This window comes from uncultured Methanobrevibacter sp. (assembly GCF_937898925.1).
GTDB lineage: Archaea > Methanobacteriota > Methanobacteria > Methanobacteriales > Methanobacteriaceae > Methanobrevibacter.
Genome location: NZ_CALDKF010000080.1, coordinates 1 through 19,552, shown reverse-complemented (window position 1 = coordinate 19,552; position 19,552 = coordinate 1). Strand labels below are relative to the sequence as shown.

Annotated in this window: 18 protein-coding genes and 2 tRNA genes; 16 read left to right on the top strand and 4 right to left on the bottom strand. The window is 32.6% G+C overall.

The window, feature by feature from the left end:
• Positions 1–172: 172 nt before the first annotated feature.
• Positions 173–940: a TMEM175 family protein gene (locus Q0409_RS06535; protein ID WP_298536263.1), complete on the bottom strand. Its 768-nt coding sequence runs from the start codon at positions 938–940 to the stop codon at positions 173–175.
• 549 nt (positions 941–1,489) lie between these two features.
• On the opposite strand from Q0409_RS06535, the gene thsA reads away from it, so the two are divergent.
• From thsA to Q0409_RS06490, 9 genes are all read left to right on the top strand, one after another.
• Entirely contained in the window at positions 1,490–3,103 is a 1,614-nt protein-coding gene (gene thsA / locus Q0409_RS06530) for a thermosome subunit alpha (protein ID WP_298536261.1), read from the top strand.
• 372 nt (positions 3,104–3,475) lie between these two features.
• Positions 3,476–3,775: a hypothetical protein gene (locus Q0409_RS06525; RefSeq protein WP_298536260.1), complete on the top strand. Its 300-nt coding sequence runs from the start codon at positions 3,476–3,478 to the stop codon at positions 3,773–3,775.
• Positions 3,776–3,913: 138 nt separating this feature from the next.
• Entirely contained in the window at positions 3,914–4,591 is a 678-nt protein-coding gene (locus tag Q0409_RS06520; RefSeq protein WP_298536258.1) for a class I SAM-dependent methyltransferase, read from the top strand.
• A 301-nt stretch (positions 4,592–4,892) separates the two neighbouring features.
• A complete protein-coding gene (locus Q0409_RS06515; RefSeq protein WP_298536256.1) occupies positions 4,893–5,159 on the top strand; it encodes a hypothetical protein in 267 nt (88 codons plus the stop codon).
• A 7-nt stretch (positions 5,160–5,166) separates the two neighbouring features.
• On the top strand, positions 5,167–5,454 hold the full coding sequence (locus Q0409_RS06510; RefSeq protein WP_298536254.1) for a hypothetical protein: 288 nt from the start codon (positions 5,167–5,169) through the stop codon (positions 5,452–5,454).
• Between the two features lie 122 nt (positions 5,455–5,576).
• A tRNA-Gly gene (locus Q0409_RS06505) sits at positions 5,577–5,650 on the top strand.
• Positions 5,651–5,663: 13 nt separating this feature from the next.
• Positions 5,664–5,737, top strand: a tRNA-Gly gene (locus Q0409_RS06500).
• A 391-nt stretch (positions 5,738–6,128) separates the two neighbouring features.
• Positions 6,129–7,169 carry a hydroxymethylglutaryl-CoA synthase gene (locus tag Q0409_RS06495; protein WP_298536252.1) on the top strand — a complete coding sequence of 347 codons (1,041 nt, stop codon included), beginning with the start codon at positions 6,129–6,131 and terminating at the stop codon, positions 7,167–7,169.
• Between the two features lie 54 nt (positions 7,170–7,223).
• Positions 7,224–8,384, top strand: coding sequence for a thiolase domain-containing protein (locus Q0409_RS06490; protein ID WP_295606848.1), 1,161 nt, complete (start codon positions 7,224–7,226; stop codon positions 8,382–8,384).
• A 147-nt stretch (positions 8,385–8,531) separates the two neighbouring features.
• On the opposite strand, the gene cobQ is transcribed toward Q0409_RS06490, so the two are convergent.
• Positions 8,532–10,154: a cobyric acid synthase CobQ gene (cobQ, locus tag Q0409_RS06485; RefSeq protein WP_298536249.1), complete on the bottom strand. Its 1,623-nt coding sequence runs from the start codon at positions 10,152–10,154 to the stop codon at positions 8,532–8,534.
• 535 nt (positions 10,155–10,689) lie between these two features.
• Between cobQ and lonB the strand changes: the two genes are divergently transcribed.
• The 7 genes from lonB (at position 10,690) to Q0409_RS06450 (ending at position 18,616) form a co-directional block, all read left to right on the top strand.
• Positions 10,690–12,576, top strand: a complete 1,887-nt coding sequence (gene lonB, locus Q0409_RS06480) for an ATP-dependent protease LonB (protein ID WP_298536286.1) — start codon at positions 10,690–10,692, stop codon at positions 12,574–12,576.
• Positions 12,577–12,858: 282 nt separating this feature from the next.
• Positions 12,859–13,341 carry a hypothetical protein gene (locus Q0409_RS06475; protein ID WP_298536248.1) on the top strand — a complete coding sequence of 161 codons (483 nt, stop codon included), beginning with the start codon at positions 12,859–12,861 and terminating at the stop codon, positions 13,339–13,341.
• A 252-nt stretch (positions 13,342–13,593) separates the two neighbouring features.
• Positions 13,594–14,691 carry a hypothetical protein gene (locus tag Q0409_RS06470; RefSeq protein ID WP_298536246.1) on the top strand — a complete coding sequence of 366 codons (1,098 nt, stop codon included), beginning with the start codon at positions 13,594–13,596 and terminating at the stop codon, positions 14,689–14,691.
• Between the two features lie 280 nt (positions 14,692–14,971).
• Positions 14,972–15,892, top strand: coding sequence for a ribose-phosphate diphosphokinase (locus Q0409_RS06465; protein ID WP_296869312.1), 921 nt, complete (start codon positions 14,972–14,974; stop codon positions 15,890–15,892).
• Positions 15,893–16,141: 249 nt separating this feature from the next.
• Positions 16,142–16,525 (top strand): hydrogenase maturation nickel metallochaperone HypA, encoded by a 384-nt coding sequence (hypA, locus tag Q0409_RS06460; RefSeq protein ID WP_298536234.1) that lies wholly within the window; start codon positions 16,142–16,144, stop codon positions 16,523–16,525.
• A gap of 182 nt (positions 16,526–16,707) precedes the next feature.
• Positions 16,708–17,427, top strand: a complete 720-nt coding sequence (gene hypB / locus Q0409_RS06455) for a hydrogenase nickel incorporation protein HypB (protein ID WP_298536232.1) — start codon at positions 16,708–16,710, stop codon at positions 17,425–17,427.
• A 157-nt stretch (positions 17,428–17,584) separates the two neighbouring features.
• Complete coding sequence (locus Q0409_RS06450) at positions 17,585–18,616, top strand: DUF354 domain-containing protein (protein WP_298536230.1); 1,032 nt, start codon at positions 17,585–17,587, stop codon at positions 18,614–18,616.
• 20 nt (positions 18,617–18,636) lie between these two features.
• Here Q0409_RS06450 and Q0409_RS06445 read toward each other — a convergent pair whose 3' ends face one another.
• Positions 18,637–19,224, bottom strand: a complete 588-nt coding sequence (locus Q0409_RS06445; RefSeq protein ID WP_298536228.1) for a MarR family winged helix-turn-helix transcriptional regulator — start codon at positions 19,222–19,224, stop codon at positions 18,637–18,639.
• Positions 19,221–19,552 (bottom strand): ATP-binding cassette domain-containing protein (locus Q0409_RS06440; RefSeq protein ID WP_298536226.1); only part of this gene is annotated, 332 nt, incomplete at its 5' end. The genes Q0409_RS06440 and Q0409_RS06445, both read right to left, overlap by 4 nt.

The window sequence follows — 19,552 nt, the reverse complement described above, 5'->3', positions numbered from 1 at the left end:
TCTTTTTTTATTATTTTTTGCTTTTATTTTTTCATATGCTTATTTTTATGGCGGTTTTGTATTTCATGTAATTATTGAAACTTTCATGAAATCCTTTTTTTCTTTATTTTTTTATATTTTCATATTCCTATTCATATTCCTATCTGACATATTTCTAATTCATTGATTATGCTCATTTCATTATGAATTGGACATGCCTTATTGTGGAAATGATAGGCACCAATAGGAACAGATAGATAAAGTTAGGGTTCATGTTAAAGTCAAGCAGATTTACAATGACTGTGACACCCATAATGACATACAAAGTGTGGAATACATGTTTCTTATCTTCTTCTGCTGTGTATTCTTCAAGGAATCCTCTTTTGTGGGCATAATAAAACATTAATAAGAAGAATACAATAACTGAAAGTATATTCGCTCCAAAGATTATATTTGCCAAGAAGAAACGGGAATAGTTTCCAATCAGGGATGTTGTAAAAGGTATGAAGCATAAGCTTGCCAAATAAAACATATTCAGCCATAGATAAGGAATATTCAATCTTTTTAATTTCATAAACTCATGATGGTAAATCCAGAATGAAGCCAATACTATGAAACTTACAATCAAAACTCCAGCCATTGGCGCTATGGATCCGATAAAGTTCATAAATCCAGTGTAATTTGCTATTTCATTTTCAGGCAATGCCATTCCAAATATCAAAAGGGTCATTACTATACTGAATATCCCATCAGTAAGCCCCATTAGTCTTCCAGGATCAATATCAAGGTCTTTTTCAAATGCATCTACGAATCTTTGGTAAGTGCTGATTCTCTCATTAGTTTTTTCAAGTTTTCGTATCTCTTCATCGATGTTCTCTTCATTGATATTTTCACTGAATTTATTTTTTCTTTTAAATTTTTCAAGTTTTTCCTGAACTTTTACGGCCTTATCATCATTCATTTCTTTTATTTGCTGTTTAATCTCTTCTTTTAGACTTTCCAGTTCATTATACTTTTCATCAAGATCTTTATCATCATAATCATTAGATGTGTTGTGATTTCCAATTCCTTTTTCTGCTATAAGATCGCCTCCAAGTCAAGCATATCACTTAAAATTTTGTTTATTTTGTTATATTAATATTTTGGAAAATATGGTTGGTTTTCTCTCTTTTTTCAATTGTTACCGCAAAGGAACTAGTGTTAACTGCAAAGGAACTTTCAATTTTAATATATTTTTGTAACTAAATTAAATTTATATTTTTTTGTTCATGTTTTTGATATATTATTATTATTTTATTCAAAGTTTATTATTTTTATCATATTTTTATTTAAAATAATAATTTTCTAAAAATTCATCATAAAAACAAAAACTTTATATATTACTTTAAACCCATTGTTATTATAGAATAAATATTATTAAATTAGTTGAATCTATCAATGATTTAAATTAACTTATATTTATTTAATCTATCAAAAAAATTATTTATTAAAAAAAATTGAGGTGTATAGAATGGCACAAGGTCAACCTATTTTCATTTTACCTGAAGGAACTAACAGATTGTTAGGTAGAGATGCACAAAGAACCAACATCTTAGCAGGTAAAGTATTAGCAGAAACTGTAAGAACCACTTTAGGTCCAAAAGGTATGGACAAAATGTTAGTGGACGGACTCGGAGATATTGTAGTAACCAACGACGGAGTTACTATCTTAAAAGAAATGGATATTGAACACCCTGCAGCAAAAATGCTCGTAGAAGTTGCAAAAACCCAAGAAGACGAAGTTGGAGACGGAACTACTACTGCAGTAATCATTGCTGGAGAACTCCTCAAAAAATCCGAAACCTTATTAGATATGGACATTCACCCAACCATCATTGCTATGGGTTACAGACAAGCAGCAGAAAAAGCACAAGAAATCTTAGATGAAATCGCTATTGAAGACATTTCCCGTGAAATGTTAGTAAAAGTAGCTATGACTGCTATGACTGGTAAAGGAACCGAAAAAGCTCGTGAACCTTTAGCAAACTTAATCGTAGATGCTGTACAACAAGTGGCTGACGATGGTGAAGTTGACACTGATCACATTAAAATCGAGAAGAAAGATGGTGCAGTTGTAGAAGAATCTACCTTAATCCAAGGTGTAATCGTAGACAAGGAAAAAGTACACCCAGGTATGCCATCTGAATTAAAAGACGCAAAAGTTGTCTTAATCAACTCTCCTTTAGAAGTTAAGGAAACTGAAGTAGATGCTGAAATCAGAATCACTGACCCTGCTCAAATGCAAGCATTCATTGAACAAGAAGAACAAATGGTCAGAGATATGGTTAACAAAATCGCTGATGTCGGTGCAAACGTATTATTCGCACAAAAAGGTATCGACGACTTAGCACAACACTACTTAGCTAAAGCAGGAATCATGGCTGTAAGAAGAGTTAAAAAATCTGACATTGACAAATTAGCTAAAGCAACCGGTGCTACCGTTGTATCCAACTTAGATGACTTAACCGAAGCTGACTTAGGTCACGCAGGTTCCGTAATCGAGAAGAAAATCTCTGGTGACGACATGATCTTCGTAGAAGAATGTCAAGAACCTAAAGCAGTAACCTTACTCGTCAGAGGAAGTACCAAACACATCGTTGATGAAATCGACAGAGCTGTTGATGACGCAATCGGTGTAGTGGCTGCTACTGTAGAAGACGGTCAAGTTGTAGCTGGTGGAGGAGCTCCTGAAATCGCTATGGCTAAAAAACTTAAGGAATATGCTCAATCCATTAGCGGAAGAGAACAATTAGCAGTAACTGCATTTGCAGAATCCTTAGAAATTGTTCCTAAAACCTTAGCTGAAAACGCTGGTTTAGACAGCATTGACTCTTTAGTAGACTTAAGAGCTGCTCACGAAAAATCTGCTTACATGGGATTAAACGTATTCACTGGTGATGTTACTGACATGAAAGAAGAAGGTGTTGTAGAACCTAAACGTGTCAAAAAACAAGCTATTCAATCTGCTTCTGAAGCTGCTGAAATGATTTTAAGAATCGATGACGTAATCGCTTCCAGCGGAACCAGTGCTGGTGACATGCCTATGGACCCAAGTATGGCTGGCGGCATGCCTCCAATGATGTAGAACCAGCTTCACAGACTTCAGTCTGTAGAACCTGGACCAAAATTCTTTCCCATTTGGTAAGAATTTTATCTTTAAGTTAAATGAACCTTTTTTAAGGTTTATTCTTTTCTTTTTTTACTTTTTTTAATTTTCATTGATTTTAACTTATTTTCAATTTTAGAATTTTCATCGATTTTATATATTAAACTATTTCTAATAATCATGCTTATTTTTTAATATATTAAACTATGTATAGTTTATTTTTAATTTAACTAACTAATTGCTATTTATTTTCACTATTACTTTTCAAATGCTCTTTGTTTATGTTTATATTCTTTAAAAATCAATCTTTATTCAAGAATTTTTTTAAAAATATGTAAAGGATTTGATAAAATGTCTTTGGAAAATAGAAAAGAATGCAATGAAGAAAACAATGAGGAAAACAATGAAAAAAATAATAAAGGAAATTGTCATGAAGATATGTATGTGAAAAACAGCATTGATTATTGTTCTTGTGAACATTCACCATCCAATTTGTCAACTTCATCTGGGGGTGACGGGGAAAGTGAGGTTCCAATTGATCTTGAGGAAAATGACTTGAATGAATTGGCTCTATTGGGTTTTTTCAATGATTTTGCCTTGATTGATATGGGCATTCATGAGTTTATTAGAGAAGTTTATTTTGAAGAATAATCTTCTTTAACATTCCCTTAATTATTTTAACATTTTATTCAGGGATACTAAAATTTATTAACCATGCAATTAATATTATTAATGGTAAGATTATATTGGTAAATAGATATTGAAAATGGTTATTATAGGAGTTATAAAATGGCTGATAATGAAAAAAATATTAGAAGTGAAGAAGAGAAAGAACTGATCATTAATGCTCGAAAACCTGTTGGCGAATTAGGTGATAAATTATTGGATAGGATGAATGAAAGTCATGAAAGCCTTGCTCAATGGGGTGTAAGCCATTTGGACATTTCAAAGGATGATGTTATTCTGGATATAGGTTGTGGTGGAGGAGTCAATGTTGAAAGATTCCTTAAAATGACTGAAAATAAAGTTTATGGTCTTGATTATTCTGAAATAGCTGTAGAGAAATCCACAATATTAAATCAAAAGGTTATTGATGAAGGAAGATGTGAGGTTATTCAAGGGTCTGTCTCTGAACTCCCATTTGAAGATAATACCTTTGACATAGTAACAGGATTTGAAACAGTTTATTTCTGGCCAGACTTTGTGAATGACTGCAAAGAAGTCAGAAGAGTGTTGAAAGATGATGGAATAATGTTCATCTGTAATGAAGCAATTCCTGACGAAGAGGATGAGCGTCAAAAGGAACTCATTGATCTTTTGGATATGAAAATATTCTCTGAAGATGAATTTGATGAATATTTGCGTGAGGCAGGATTTTCAGATATTATCTGTTTCTCAAAAAGTGGCCCTGATAGTGTAGATAGGGAATTAGTCACCGGATGGCTTTGCGTTATTGCTAGAAAATAATAAAATCTATTTTTTTCATTCACATCCAGTTATTTCCTTTTATTTTTTCTTTTCTTTTCTTTTTTTCTTATTTTTAGTTTTTAAAAACAATTTAATATTTTTATTCTAATTTTTAAGAATGATTAATTTTTTTAAGTAAATTTTAAATATGATTAAATGTTAATAAAATATGTTAAAGATTAATTTTGGTTATAGTTCTTATTAATTATTATTTTTCATTGATATTTTTTAAATCTCTTTTAAAATAATAACTAATAAAAAATAGCAATCATTTTAATCATATGGAGTAAATGGTGATTAGATGAATATGGCTTTATCAATTGGTTTAATTTCCTTAATTATTTTTGGAAATATCGAGAACTTGATTTTAGCTTCTCAAGGAGTAGTTAAAGCAGCAAATCCTTTAAAATTAGCGATTTTTAGTTTAATCTTCGTAACTTGTTGGTTAATAATTGGTACTGTTTGTACTCAGCAATTGGAAGCTTATGGTATTTACATTGAATTCATTGGTGGATTAGCCATATTTATTTTAGGAATCCAATCAATGCTAGAAGCAGTTAGAGGTTAGTGATAGAATGTCTTCATTTAAAGATTTTGTAAATGAGCATAAGCCATTCTTAGGATTATTAATTTTTGGAAACATCGAAAACTTGGTTTTATCCGCTCAAGGTGTTATTGAAGGAGCAAATCCTATACTTGTTGCTTGTTTAAGTATTTTAGTAGTAATTATTTGGCAGTTTATAGGTGTTTTCGGTACAAAATCCGCTATGAAATATTCTAGGCATATTGAGTTTATCGGCGGATTTGCTATATTTGTTTTAGGTATTCAATCTATGCTTCCTTTGATAAATCATCTGCTTTAAATATCTAATGTTTTTTCTTATTTAAACTGCAATTATTGCTTTTTTTGTTAATTATATATTGAAAATCTTAATTATAGAAAGATTTATATATTATGTTAACTAACATTTATATGTTGTATATTGCGGTGTTAGTCCAGCCTGGTTAAGACTCTAGCCTGCCACGTTAGAGACCCGGGTTCAAATCCCGGACGCCGCACTTTTTTTATATAGCAGCTGTGGTATAGTCTGGTTATTACTTGGGCCTTCCAAGCCTACAACCCGGGTTCGAATCCCGGCAGCTGCATCTGTTTTTTTTTAATATTATTTTACTATTTTTCCAGATCTATTGTTTTCTTTAGAAATTTTTTAGCAATTCTACTTTTTTTATACTTGTTCAATGATTTTTTTATTAACTTATTTTAGTATTGTTTAATAATTCATTTTTAGCTGTTTTTTCCATTATTTTATTAAATAAGTTTATATGTATTAAAAAATAATATTATATTAATATAACCTTATAATGAATATTTTAAGTTTTTTTAGTCATTTTAAGTTTATATTTCATTATAAAGCAAAATAAAAGATAACATTATTGTTGAAATTGAAATTATATTTATTTATTTAAATTAAAATTAAATTAATAGCAATTATTAGCTATTTTAATTGAAACTAAATTATTAAATGGTTGTGATTTAATGGCAGGAATTGTTGGATATGGGGCAAATGTGCCTTCATATAGAATTAAAGTAGAAGAAATCGCAAAGGTATGGGGAGATAACCCTGATTCAATCTCAAACGGTTTAATCGTTAATGAAAAATCAGTGCCTTCATCTGATGAAGACACTGCAACCATTGCAGTTACCGCTGCAAGACATGCATTAGCTAGAGCACAAATCGATCCTCAAGATATTGGAGCGGTTTATGTCGGTTCAGAATCTCATCCTTATGCAGTAAAACCAACCGCTACAATCGTTGCAGAAGCAATTGGAGCTACTCCTGATATGACTGCAGCAGATTTGGAATTTGCTTGTAAAGCAGGAACTGCAGGAATTCAAGCCACTATGGGTTTAGTAGACTCTGGCATGATTAAATACGGTTTAGCTATTGGTGCTGATACCTCTCAAGGAGCTCCTGGAGATGCTTTGGAATACACTGCATCTGCTGGTGGTGCAGCTTATATCATTGGTAATAAAAATACCATTGCTGACTTTGGAACTACTTACAGCTACACTACTGACACTCCTGATTTTTACAGAAGAGAAGGTCAACCTTATCCAAGTCACGGAGGAAGATTCACTGGTGATCCAGCTTACTTCAAACATGTATTTGGAGCAGCAAAAGGATTGCTTGAGAAAACCGATACAACAGTGGAAGATTATGATTATGCTATTTTCCATCAACCTAATGGTAAATTCTACTTAAGAGCAGCTAAAAAATTAGGATTTACTCCAGAACAATATAAAGACGGTCTCTTAACTCCTAATGTAGGAAACACATACTCTGGTGCTGTTCCTTTAGCACTTTCCAATGTTTTGGATAAAGCAGAACCTGGAGATAAGATTTTCATTGTATCTTACGGTTCAGGTGCAGGTAGTGATGGATTTACCTTAACTGTAAATGACAGAATTGAAGAAGTTAAAAATTTAGCTCCTACAACTGAAGAAATCCTCTCTAAAAAGATTTATGTTGATTATGCAGTTTATGCTAAATTTAAAGGAAAACTTAGAATGGCATAGAAAGAGGATAAAGTTAGAGGAATTAATTATAATTATTATGATAAAGGTGAAAAAATGAGAGATGTTGCAATTATCGGAGCTTCCCAAACAAAATTCGGCGAATTATGGGACAGTTCATTTAGAGAATTAATTTCACAAGCTGGTCTTGGAGCTATGGAAGATGCTAATGTTAGCGGTGCAGACTTAGAGGCAATGTTTGTTGGAAACATGTCTGCAGGTCTTTTCGTAGGTCAAGAACATATAGCAGCACTTATTTCTGATAGTATGGGTATGAACCCAATTCCATGTACAAGAGTTGAAGCTGCTTGTGCATCAGGAGGACTCGCACTTAGACAAGGTATTATGGCTGTCGCTTCAGGTTACCATGATGTAGTGGTATCTGCTGGTGTGGAAAAGATGACTGATGTTGTTGATGCAACTCCAGCTATTGCTACCGCTTCTGACCAAGAATGGGAAGCACAGCAAGGAGCTACTTTCCCATCATTATACGCTATGATTGCTCAAAGACATATGTATGAATATGGAACCACAAGAGAGCAATTGGCTATGATGTCTGTAGTAAACCACAAAAACGCTTCAAACAACCCTAATGCTCAATTCCCATTTGAAATTAGTGTTGATAAAGTATTGGCATCCTCTCCTGTTGCAGACCCATTAACTTTACTTGACTGTTCACCTGTTTCTGATGGTGCAGCAGCTATTGTTATTTGTGCAGCAGAAAGAGCTAAGGAGTTCACTGATACTCCTATTTATGTAAGAGCATCTGCACAGTCTTCTGGAACCATTGCATTGCACAGCAGAAAAGACATTACAACTTTAGATGCAACCATTGCAGCTTCCAGAAAAGCTTATGATATGGCTGGAGTGACTGTAAAGGATATCGATGCTACTGAAGTTCACGATTGTTTCTCAATCAACGGATTGCTTGCAATTGAAGACCTCGGATTTGCTAAGAAAGGTGAAGGTGGAAAAGTTCTTGAGGAAGGACAAACCAATATCGATGGTGATTGTCCAATTAACCCATCTGGTGGTTTAAAAGCAAGAGGACACCCTCTTGGTGCTACTGGTATCGCTCAAGCTGCTGAAATCGTATGGCAATTAAGAGGAGAAGCAGGTAAACGTCAAGTGGATGGTGCTGAAATCGGTATGACCCATAATGTTGGTGGTACTGGTGGTACTTGTGCTGTTCACATCTTTGGTAGAGATCTCAACTAGATTTCTACTTTCTTAACTTTTTTTATTTTCTTACTTTTTTATTTACTTATCTTATTTTCTTATTTTAGTTCTTTTTTAATTTTTTATTAACTTTTAAGCTATTTTTTCTATAATTATTATTTTATTAATTATTGATTTTTTAACTTTTTATTCATCAAAAATCAATTTATCAATATAATCCATATCAAGAGCTTCCTCTACAATATTCGCTAATTTTTCAAGTGAATTCTCTACGCTTGTTTCAAATGGATCTTCACCTATTCTTTCTTCAAGTCCTTTGCCTTTTCTTAAATGATTTAGGAATTCCCTTCTTATATTGTAGTTATTGAAGATTCCATGGAAATAGGTTCCAAATACATTCTCACTATATGCCCCATCGAATTGGTCATTGTCGTTGTTCCCAATTCCCTTTTCTATTTTGAATAGTGGCTTTGCACTTATGAGATTTGTAGTTCCTTCATGCAATTCATAGCCTGTAACCTCTTCACCATTGATTTTTGAAAAGATTTCATGGAACATGCCATTCTTATTGGATTCTTCGTCTATTTCGATTGTAGCTAAGCTCTGCTTTACGATTTTTCCTTCTCTTATGAACTCGCTTTCAATATCTAGAAGACCTAATCCTTCAACTTCATCAAGCTTTGATTCCTTGTGGTCCTTATCATAAATCTTATTTCCTAATATTTGGTATCCTCCACAGATTCCAATGATTGGTATTCTGGATTCATTTGACAATTCCCTGATTTTGTCTGCCAAGCCTGATTTTTCCAGTTCCATAATGTCCTCAGTTGAGTTTCTTGTTCCAGGCAAGATCAATGCATCAACATCCTTTATCTTTTCCTGATAGTTATGGACTTCAATCATCTTAACTTCAACATCCTCTTCTGTGTCAAATGGGTCGATATCTGTAAAATTAGCTATTTTTGGAAGCTTGATTACTCCAATGATTATATGATCATCATTGCTTTCAAATTCCTTGGTCCAGTCATGTTCCTTTAGGGATGCGGAATCCTCTTCAGGAAGTTGCAAGTTCTCTGCATAAGGAACTATTCCAAGGACAGGAACTTCAATGATTTCTTCCAGTCTTTCAATTCCAGAGCATAACAATTCCTGTTTTCCTCTGAACTTGTTTATGATGACTCCTTTGAATCTTGACCTGTCTGCATCATCAAGAAGCAAGAATGTTCCAGCTATTGATGCAAAGACCCCTCCTTTGTCAATGTCTCCAACAAGAAGCACATTTGCATCAGCTATTTCGGCAGCCCCCATGTTTGCAAGGTCCCCTTCCCTTAAGTTAATTTCAGCAGGAGATCCGGCACCTTCCATAATAATTATGTCATATTCTTTCTTTAAGTTGTTTAATGAGTCTATTACAGCTTCTTTTGCCATGATTCTATAATCTTCATCATCCATTAGATTATTGTCAATGTCCTTTTGGGTAGCTTTTGTCTTGTCATACTTCCTAAAGAAGTCCTTGTTTCCAACTGCTTCACCTTGAATGATTACCTGTGAACATGATTCCCCTTTTGGCTTTAGTAAAATAGGGTTCATGTCTACTGTAGGTTCTATATTTGCAGCTTTTGCCTGCAATACCTGTGCAATGGCAATTTCCTTGTTTTCCTTTGTAGTGTAGGAGTTTAAGGACATATTCTGTGATTTGAATGGAGCAACCTTATACCCTCTTTTTGTATAAATCCTACAAAGTGCTGCAACGATTAAACTCTTTCCTGCATTGGAAGCAGTTCCTTGAATCATTAAACATTTTGTCATAATCTTACCCAAAATTCTTGTATATTAATTTCATTTGTTTTTTATAAAATATAAGTTTTATTTGATTTGATTATAGTGGGATTATATTTTTTGATTTTCATGTTCGCTTATTTTAGTTAATAAAAGTTACTAAAATACAAACCTTTTTATATAACTAAAATCATAAAGTTATTAAGCATGTAGTTTAATATATATTAATATAATGAAATATTAGATGTCATATCAGACGTGATTTATAAAATTAAGTTAAAAAGAATAGAATCATATTAACTAGAAATTAAGTAAAATTATAACATTTAGGAGGTTTTATATGGAAGAAGATAAAGTAATGGCTACAGAAGTAGAAGAGTTAGAGTCTAAAGAAGAAATCGTAGACTCTTCTGTAGAAGACAATATAATTGATGAAGCTGAAGAAGCCGATAATGTTGCTGATGCTGATGCAGTTGAGGAAATTGCAGAAACCAAGGCAGAAAATAAGGATTCCCTTGAAGTCGAGTTTGTTGAAGATGACGAAGGAAACCGCAGAATCAAACCTATGCTTGACTATGAGTCAATTTCAAATACTGCTGATATAGAAGTGCCTCCTTTGCTTATTGATCAGGTCATTGGTCATGAAGAGTCTGTTGAGACTATTAAAAAGGCAGCAAAACAAAGAAGAAATGTTCTTCTTATTGGTGACCCTGGTGTAGGTAAGTCAATGTTAGCTAAGGGAATGGCTGAATTATTGCCCCCTGAAGTTCTTCAGGATGTATTGGTTTATCCAAATCCAGAAGACAGCAATTATCCATTGATTAGAACCGTGCCAGCAGGTCAAGGTAAAAAGATAGTTAAGGCAAACAAGGCTAATGCCAAAAGTGGTGATGAGAAAAAGATGATGATTACCATGTTCGTCACTGCAGCTATTTTCGTTCTTGGATTAATGTATCAAAGAATATTTGAAGCTATTATTGCTGCACTTCTTGTTATATTTATTTCAATGCAAATCAAGCCTAAAGTATCCAATAGTGCTCCAAAATTGTTAGTGAACAATGGGGATAAAAGATTTGCACCATTTATGGATGCTACTGGTGCTCATGCAGGTGCATTGCTTGGTGATGTAAGGCACGACCCTTATCAATCAGGTGGTCTTGGAACCCCTGCACACGAACGTGTTGAAAGCGGAATGATCCATAAGGCACATAAAGGGGTTTTATACATTGACGAAATAGGTACAATGAGCATGAAAACCCAACAAGAGCTCTTATCTGCAATGCAAGAGAAAAAATATGCAATCACTGGTCAAAGTGAAAACAGCAGTGGTGCAATGGTTCGTTCTCAAGCAGTTCCTTGTGATTTTGTTCTTGTAGCTTCCGGTAACATTCAAGTTCTCGAAGGCATGCACATTGCAATGCGTTCAAGAATCAGAGGATACGGTTACGAAGTCTTTATGAAAGACTATATGGAAGACACTGAAGAAAACAGAAAAAAACTTGTCCAATTCGTGGCTCAGGAAGTCAAGAATGATGGAAGAATTCCACACTTTGCAACTGATGCACTTGACGAAATCATTTTGGAAGCTAAACGTAGAGCAGGCAGAAAAAACGCATTGACTCTTAGATTAAGAGAGTTAGGTGGTTTAGTACGTTCCTCTGGAGATGTAGCTATTGAGGAAGGTGCAGATTTAGTAACTGCTGAGCATGTTGTAACTGCTAAAAGATTTGCAAGAACATTAGAACAGCAAATTGTTGACAGATCCATTATCCAAAGAAAAGAATACAGTGTATTCCATTCATCTGGTGGAAAAATCGGTATGGTCAATGGTTTAGCGGTTATGGGTGACAGAAGTGGTATTGTTATGCCAATCGCTGCTGAAATGGCTCCTGCAAACAGCAAGAATGAAGGTAAGATTATCGTAACAGGTAAGCTTGGAGAAATTGCATTGGATTCAGTTCAGAATGTAAGTGCAATCATTAAGAAATACACCCAAGTTGACATTTCCAATCACGATATTCATGTTCAGTTCCTCCAAAGTTATGATGGAGTTGAAGGAGACAGTGCAAGTGTTTCAATAACTGCAGCTGTAATTTCTGCTGTTGAAGGAATTCCTATTGATCAATCTGTTGCACTCACAGGTTCATTAAGCGTTCGTGGAGATGTAATGCCTATTGGCGGAGCTACTGCTAAGATTGAAGCGGCAGCAGAAGCAGGCATTAAGAAAGTTTTACTTCCTAAATCCAATATGGATGACGTAATGCTTGAGAAAAAGTACGAAGACATGATTGAAATCATTCCTATTGAAACCATTGAGGATGTTTTAGAGAATATCTTGATTAATGGTAGCAAAAAGGAAAGATTGATTAAGAAAATGAGAGAAATCAGTGGTGCTGTAACCAGTAAGGTATCTGCTGACTCTATGGCTTTGTCTAATCCAAGTCATAACTAATCTCTTTATTTTTCTAATTTTATTTTTTATTTTCTTTTTATTATTTCATTTTCTAATTTTCTTTATTTTAATTATTTTCTAATTTTCTTTATTTTAATTATTTTCGCATTGTATTGCTTTTTTTACCTTGTTTTTATTGTTGTATATGCAAAAAGTTTATATATTAAAAATGTGTTATAATAATAATTAGATGTAAAAACATCTTTTAACAAATAATATATAAGAAATAATTCATTTTTATCAATTGATATTTTAAATTTGATAAATTATGGTGGTGATAAAATGGCAACTACTTTAAAAAGAGCTATTGGTATCGTAGCTGTTATTGTTGTTTTGTTTTTAGCAATAACCGCACTTTCAGGGGTATTGATTTTAGCTCAAGATGATACTGAAGGATCAATTCCTGGAGTAGATATGGCTGCTTTGTGGAGTATAAACGGAGGATTTAATTGGATTTATCCTGGAAGTTCACATAATGCAAATGGTCATACCCTTCATAACATTTACATGACTGATCATCCTTATCAAGATGCAAAAGAGATTATGGAATATACTTATGGTGTAAGCCCTCATCTTTTAGTGATTATTAACGATCAAGCAGCTGTACATATTTTCGGAGATAATATTCTAGACACTATCCGTCAACATGACTGGGTTGAAGGAAACTCCCGTGGTGATGCTGTTGCTATGAGTATTACACATGTAAACCCATTGCCTATCATTCCGGATATCTTGTTAGGTAACATTAAAATCATGATAATTTAATTGGTTTTGAATTCTTTTTCAAAACTAACTTTTCTCTTTCTTTTTTATTTCTTTCTAATTTTTCTATTTTTTATTATTCTTTTTCTATGATTTTTAAAATTCTTTCTAATTTTACTAATATTTAAATACTTAATTAAATAAAAATAATGATGTATATATAATCTTAAAAGTTGTTTTAGACTTTTTAAAGATTATCTATTATTCGATTTATAAATTAAAAACTTTAAAAATTAATTATTATTGTGTGATTTCATGTTATTGATAGCTCAAAATCATTTTCAACTTATAGTCGAAGTAGGTTTGATTTTACTTGCTACCATGATTTTCGTTCTAAATCTAGTTCCTTTTTCATTAAGTGTAGTCACTTTCCTGTCACTATTCTTATCTGGAGGATTTGCAATTTTATTCGGAGCGGATTTAGCGTTCTTGATATTGTCATTTGGTCAGCATGAATTTACTCACCCATTCGGCCCAATTGCTCTTTTAGCTATTATAACTGCATTAGCTTCGCTGAAGGTGATGGAAGAGTCGGGGGTTAATGTAGGGCGGCTGAAAAGGATAGTTTATATACTTCTTGCAGCAATTACTATCTTTGGAGGAGCAATGCATAGATCTTTCTTATTATTATGGTTTGTTGGTTTATTCATAGGATACACTATTATTTCAAAATCATTTAGACAAAAATCCATTCTTACATTGAGAAGAATTGGAATGTTCTTTGGAGCTGCATTAGTTGCTTTTGGAGTATTAGAGATAGTTGCAAGAATCAGTGGTATGGAGGTTTTCTCTCCAGTGCTCAGGATTTCAAGACTTGCAACAAATTCATTATCCAGTTTAAAATTAGTAGTTGAAAATACTTGGTTAATTGGACATGATCCTGCATCCTCTTACTGGTCCAATAGTTCCGGATTTGCAGATGGATATATCAGTTTGCCAATGCAATTCATTTTATTGTTTGGTTTACCGTTCCCTCTCTTCTTTGGTCTATTAGTAACCAGAAAGGATACAATCGATTATATGCTTCCAGGTATTTTTGGTTATGCTTATGACTTTGGATATCTTACATTCCTGATATTGCTCTTAATAGTTTTAGGAACAATTATCGTCGGATTATTGATTTTAAGAGAATACAGACATAAAAGAGAAAGTAAAAATAGAAAATACCTTGGTAAAGAGGTTCTTTTAATTGGTTCCCTTACCGGTTTTGTTTCTCAAGCTATCATTGGTCTTTTCCTATTCAACAGGACTGTAAACGGTATGGCTTTACTCACATTCATGTTCTTGGGATCTTTAGTATTGGCTCATACTGTATCCATTAGAAGAGACAGCAATGAAGCTGTAAGCAGATAAAAATAATTTTTCTATTTTTTATTTTTTTATTTTAACTTTTTTTATTTCAATAAATCTTTCATTGATTTTATTGACTTTTTATTTTAGCTTTTTTTATTTATTTTAGTTTTTTTATTTATTCTACTTTTTTTTAACTTTTCACTATTTTTTTATTCTTGGTTTTTTCACTATTTTTAAAATAGTAATATTTAATTATAAACATTTATAAAGATATTAGTATATATTAATTTGATTAATTAATAAAATTTTAAGATTAACGACAATATTTTTGGTGATTATTTTGATAATTGGTGGTTCAGCATCACAAAAATTGGCAGCAAACGTTGCTAAGGAATTAGGAGAAACCTTATGTCCTCTTGAAACTAAAAAATTCCCTGATGGAGAAAGGTATGTTAGAATCAAAGGGGAAGTTGAAAAGAATGTTACAGTTATTCAATCAACAGGTTTTCCTCAAGATGAAAATTTAATTGAATTGTTATTTATACTCAGAACTCTTAAAGACTTAGGTGCAGAGCATATTAAAGTGGTTGTCCCATATTTAGGTTATGGTAGACAGGAATTAAGATTTAAAGATGGAGAAGCCATTTCTGCTCAATTAGTATCCAATTTGATTGAAGAATCCGGTGCAGATGAATTCATTTCAATCAACTTGCATGAAGACAGTGTCAGAGATTTCTTCAACATTCCAACTGCAAACCTTTCTGCTATGGCACCAATTGCAGAATACATTGCTGACAAAGTGGAAAACCCTATCATTATTGCTCCTGATAAAGGAGCTTTAGGATTTGCAGAGGAAATAGCTGAAATCCTTGGTTGCAACTGTACATATATGAGCAAAGTCAGATTAGGTCCTGACAAGGTTGAAACCAGAATCGTTGATGTTCAATGTGATTTTGATTCAGAGGATCTTGATAAGGTTAAAAAGGATTCTAAAGTGAATATTGATTCTGTAGCTGGAAAAGAAGCGGTTATCATTGATGACATTATTGCTACTGGTGGAACAATTGTTAATGCAATAGGTATCCTAAAGGAGCATGGTGCAAAATCTGTAGATGTCTGCTGTGTTCACCCAGTTCTTGTAAATGATGCTGTTTTAAAGATCATGGCTGCAGGAGCTCGTGACTTGTCAAGTACAGACACATTGAAATCAGATGTTAGCTGCATCTCTGTAGCTAAATTGATTGCTGATGCTTTAAGATAAATTTAATCAATATTTTTTATTTTTATTTTAATTCCAATATTTTTTTAATTAACTTTTATATTTCTTTTATTTCTTTTGTTTTATTTATTGGAATTTACACTAATTTTTTTATTCATTTAATTTTTTTATAAAAAGTATTACTTACGAATTAGTTAAATAATAATTGTTTGATTAATCAACAATAGTTTTATATTATATTAATTAAAATATTATATTATAATTTAATTAATTTATATTTGGAGATATTGAATGCACGAATTTGCTATGGCTCAAGGGATTTTCAACACAGTTTTAGAAACTGCACAAGCTAATGATGCAATTGAAGTTACTGAAATGGTTATTGAAATTGGAAAGTTGGCTATGTTGAATCCAGAACAATTGAAGTTTATGCTCGGTGTTATGTGTGAAGGTGAAGAATTAACTAAAAATGCCGAGATGATCATTAAAACTGTTGATGTTGAAATTAAATGTCACAATTGTGGCTTTGAAGGTATAGGTAATGTTGATGATAGTGATCACTATGCACCTATGATTTTATGTCCTGAATGTGAAAGTCATAGGGTTCAAGTCATAAATGGTAAAGACATTACCGTTAGAAGCATTAGTATTGAAAAAGAGGATGATGAAAATTAGTTAAATTTTTCTTTACCCATTCATCAAAATTAGTTAAAAATTCACAATAGAAAATTCTATTAGAATAATTAATATTTCTTTTGATAATTTTGATACTTTTTTAATAAAATACTAAAAATATTGTCCAAATTTTTAAAATTATTAAACTTATTATAAAATTACATGTTTTGAAGGTGAATCATATGCATAAGATTGCAGATGTAGAGATAGCAAAGAACATTATGGATGCTAATGACAGATTAGCACATAAGAATTTACATTTATTGGAAGACCACGATATATTTTGTATAGACTTCGTAGGGGCTATTGGGTCTGGTAAAACAGCTCTTATTGAAGACTTAATTGATAATCTTGATGAGAAAGTCGGTGTACTTGCAGGAGATATCATAAGTGATTTTGATGCTGACAGAATCAAATCCCACAATGCGCCTGTTGTAGGGTTGAACACTGGTACAGAATGTCACTTGGATGCCCATTTGGTGGGCCATGGTTTAGGTGACCTTCCTCTTGATGATATTGATTATCTTTTCATTGAAAATGTAGGTAATTTGATCTGTCCTGTTGACTTCCAATTAGGTTCCCATATGAGAATTGTTGTTGTCAGTGTTACTGAAGGAGACGACACTGTAGAAAAACACCCTTACATTTTCAAAGACTCTGACTTGATTATCATCAATAAGATTGATTTAGCTGATGCTGTTGGTGCAAGCACTGATAAAATGGTTGCTGATGCTAAAAAACTTAATCCTGATGTTAAAGTCATTACAACTAGCTTAAAAGAAGGTAAAGGATTAGATGAAGTGATTGAAGCTATTAAAGATGCTAAAGCACATGAAGCTGAACATCACCATCATCATGACCACGACCATGAGCACAGTCATGATCATGACCATCATCATTAATCTTTCTTCTATTTTTATTTTTTTATTTTAACTTTTTTTATTATTTTTTCAAATAAGTCTTTTTTAGATTTTTATTTCTTTTAATTTTATTTTTCTATTAAATTATTACTAAAATTTATTAAGTATTACTAAAATAATATTTATAAAAGGTGATTTCATGAAAATATGGATTGATATATCAAATGCTCCTCATGTAAGATTTTTTAAAGATGTCATTAAGTATTTTGAAAATGAGGGAGAGGATGTTTTAGTCACTGCTCGTAAATTCGGTGACATTCATAAATTAATGGATATGTATGATATTGATTTTGTATCTGTAGGTAAGCATGGAGTCACATTGGAAGAAAAGCTAAAGGAAAGTGCACAGCGTGTTGTAGACTTGGCAGACCTTGTTTCCGGTGAAAATTTTGATGTGGCATTGTCAAAGCATTCAATTGAACTTCCAAGGGTAGCATTTGGTCTTGCAATTCCAAGTCTTTTTGTTCTGGATAATGAGCATGCAATGGCTGCAAATAAGTTGACTCTTCCATTATGCAGCAAAATCATAGTTCCAAGCATTATTGATGAGTGGAAATTGATGCAGTATGGTGCAAATCCTAATGATATCATCAAGTATAATGGAACTTCTGAGCTTATGCACTTCAACAATTTTAAGTTTAATGAGAATGTCTTTGATGATTTAGGTCTTGATTTGCCACTTCAAAAGACTATCTTAATGAGGCCTGAACCTTCTCTTGCTTCCTATTTGAATACTGATTGCAGAAAATCTGTATTGTCCCCAGTTGTGGATGTATTGAAGGAATATGCTAATATCCTTATACTTCCTAGATTTAAAGAGCAAGCAGAGATTTTTGAAGGAATCAAGAATGTAACAATCCTTAAGCCTCCAGTTGACACTTCAAGCATCATTAAGGCATGTGACCTTGTAATTGGTGCTGGTGGAACAATGAATAGGGAAGCGGCTATTCTACAGACTCCTGTCATTTCATGTTATCCTGGAGACACCTTATCTGTAGATCAGTTCTATGTGGATAATGGTTTGATGTATAGAACAACTGATTTAGAGGATATTACCCAACAGGCATTAAGCTTTATTGTAAATCCTCATGAACCAATTGAACTTAAAACAGACAATTTATTTGAACTTATTATCAATAAGACTTATGAATTGGGGAATTCTAAAAAGTAAGTCTTATTTTCTATTTTTTCTTATTTTTTCTTATTGCAATTCATGAATTGCATCCATTCTTCATTAGGATCATATTCCTTAAAGTATTTTTCAAAGATTTCCTTTCTGTGTTTAATTATCTTTTCGTATTTTTCAGGGTTCTCTGCCTTGAATTTATTATGAAGCGCTATGGTTAAGCGATTCAAATATTCATTCAGATTTTCCTTTTCCTCTTCACTTAAAGTGTCAAAGATGTCAATATCTTCATGATTCTTGAATTCAATTGCTCTTCCTTCTTCTGTCAATTCAACAAGCAAGACCCTTTTATCTTTAGGGGATGGAACTTTTCTGATGAAATTCTGCTGCTCCAATTTGTTTAAGGTTTCATTAAGGGAAGTGACACTGATATTCAATATTTCAGACAATTCCTTAGTGGAAAATCCATCTTTCCTTTTTAAAAAACCGATTAATCTACCTTGTCCCTTAGTAATGCTTTTCATTTCTGGATTTTGCTTTTTATTTCTCTTATCCAGAATTTCATTTATCATAATGAATTTATGGAACAATAATTGATTATTCACTTCATTAATCTCAAAATAACCTTTTTTTGAATTATTTTCCCCATTCATATGATATTCTCCTTTCTTTGTGCATTCAAGGTATTGTAATAATATCCTTTTTGCTCCAATAGCTCTTCATGTGAACCTTGCTCTATGATATGTCCTTCTTCAATTACAATTATCTTGTCTGCATTTCTGACAGTTGATAATCTGTGAGCAATGACGAAGCTTGTTCTGTCTTTCATCAATTTATTCATGGCTTCCTGAATTATCTTTTCAGTTCTTGTATCAACAGAAGATGTCGCTTCATCCAGAATAAGTATCTGCTTGTTTGATAGAATGGTCCTTGCAATTGTCAAGAGCTGCTTTTGTCCATGGGAAATATTGTCTGCATCTT

Excerpts from the sequence above, each read along its gene's own strand:
- hypB (WP_298536232.1), top strand. The coding sequence starts at position 16,708 with ATGCATAAGATTGCAGATGTAGAGATAGCAAAGAACATTATGGATGCT.
- Q0409_RS06520 (WP_298536258.1), top strand. The coding sequence starts at position 3,914 with ATGGCTGATAATGAAAAAAATATTAGAAGTGAAGAAGAGAAAGAACTG.
- Q0409_RS06445 (WP_298536228.1), bottom strand. The coding sequence starts at position 19,224 with ATGAATGGGGAAAATAATTCAAAAAAAGGTTATTTTGAGATTAATGAA.
- Q0409_RS06490 (WP_295606848.1), top strand. The coding sequence starts at position 7,224 with ATGAGAGATGTTGCAATTATCGGAGCTTCCCAAACAAAATTCGGCGAA.
- Q0409_RS06525 (WP_298536260.1), top strand. The coding sequence starts at position 3,476 with ATGTCTTTGGAAAATAGAAAAGAATGCAATGAAGAAAACAATGAGGAA.
- Q0409_RS06535 (WP_298536263.1), bottom strand. The coding sequence starts at position 940 with ATGAATGATGATAAGGCCGTAAAAGTTCAGGAAAAACTTGAAAAATTT.
- lonB (WP_298536286.1), top strand. The coding sequence starts at position 10,690 with ATGCTTGACTATGAGTCAATTTCAAATACTGCTGATATAGAAGTGCCT.
- Q0409_RS06515 (WP_298536256.1), top strand. The coding sequence starts at position 4,893 with ATGAATATGGCTTTATCAATTGGTTTAATTTCCTTAATTATTTTTGGA.
- Q0409_RS06495 (WP_298536252.1), top strand. The coding sequence starts at position 6,129 with ATGGCAGGAATTGTTGGATATGGGGCAAATGTGCCTTCATATAGAATT.
- Q0409_RS06450 (WP_298536230.1), top strand. The coding sequence starts at position 17,585 with ATGAAAATATGGATTGATATATCAAATGCTCCTCATGTAAGATTTTTT.
- thsA (WP_298536261.1), top strand. The coding sequence starts at position 1,490 with ATGGCACAAGGTCAACCTATTTTCATTTTACCTGAAGGAACTAACAGA.
- Q0409_RS06510 (WP_298536254.1), top strand. The coding sequence starts at position 5,167 with ATGTCTTCATTTAAAGATTTTGTAAATGAGCATAAGCCATTCTTAGGA.
- Q0409_RS06475 (WP_298536248.1), top strand. The coding sequence starts at position 12,859 with ATGGCAACTACTTTAAAAAGAGCTATTGGTATCGTAGCTGTTATTGTT.
- hypA (WP_298536234.1), top strand. The coding sequence starts at position 16,142 with ATGCACGAATTTGCTATGGCTCAAGGGATTTTCAACACAGTTTTAGAA.
- Q0409_RS06470 (WP_298536246.1), top strand. The coding sequence starts at position 13,594 with ATGTTATTGATAGCTCAAAATCATTTTCAACTTATAGTCGAAGTAGGT.
- cobQ (WP_298536249.1), bottom strand. The coding sequence starts at position 10,154 with ATGACAAAATGTTTAATGATTCAAGGAACTGCTTCCAATGCAGGAAAG.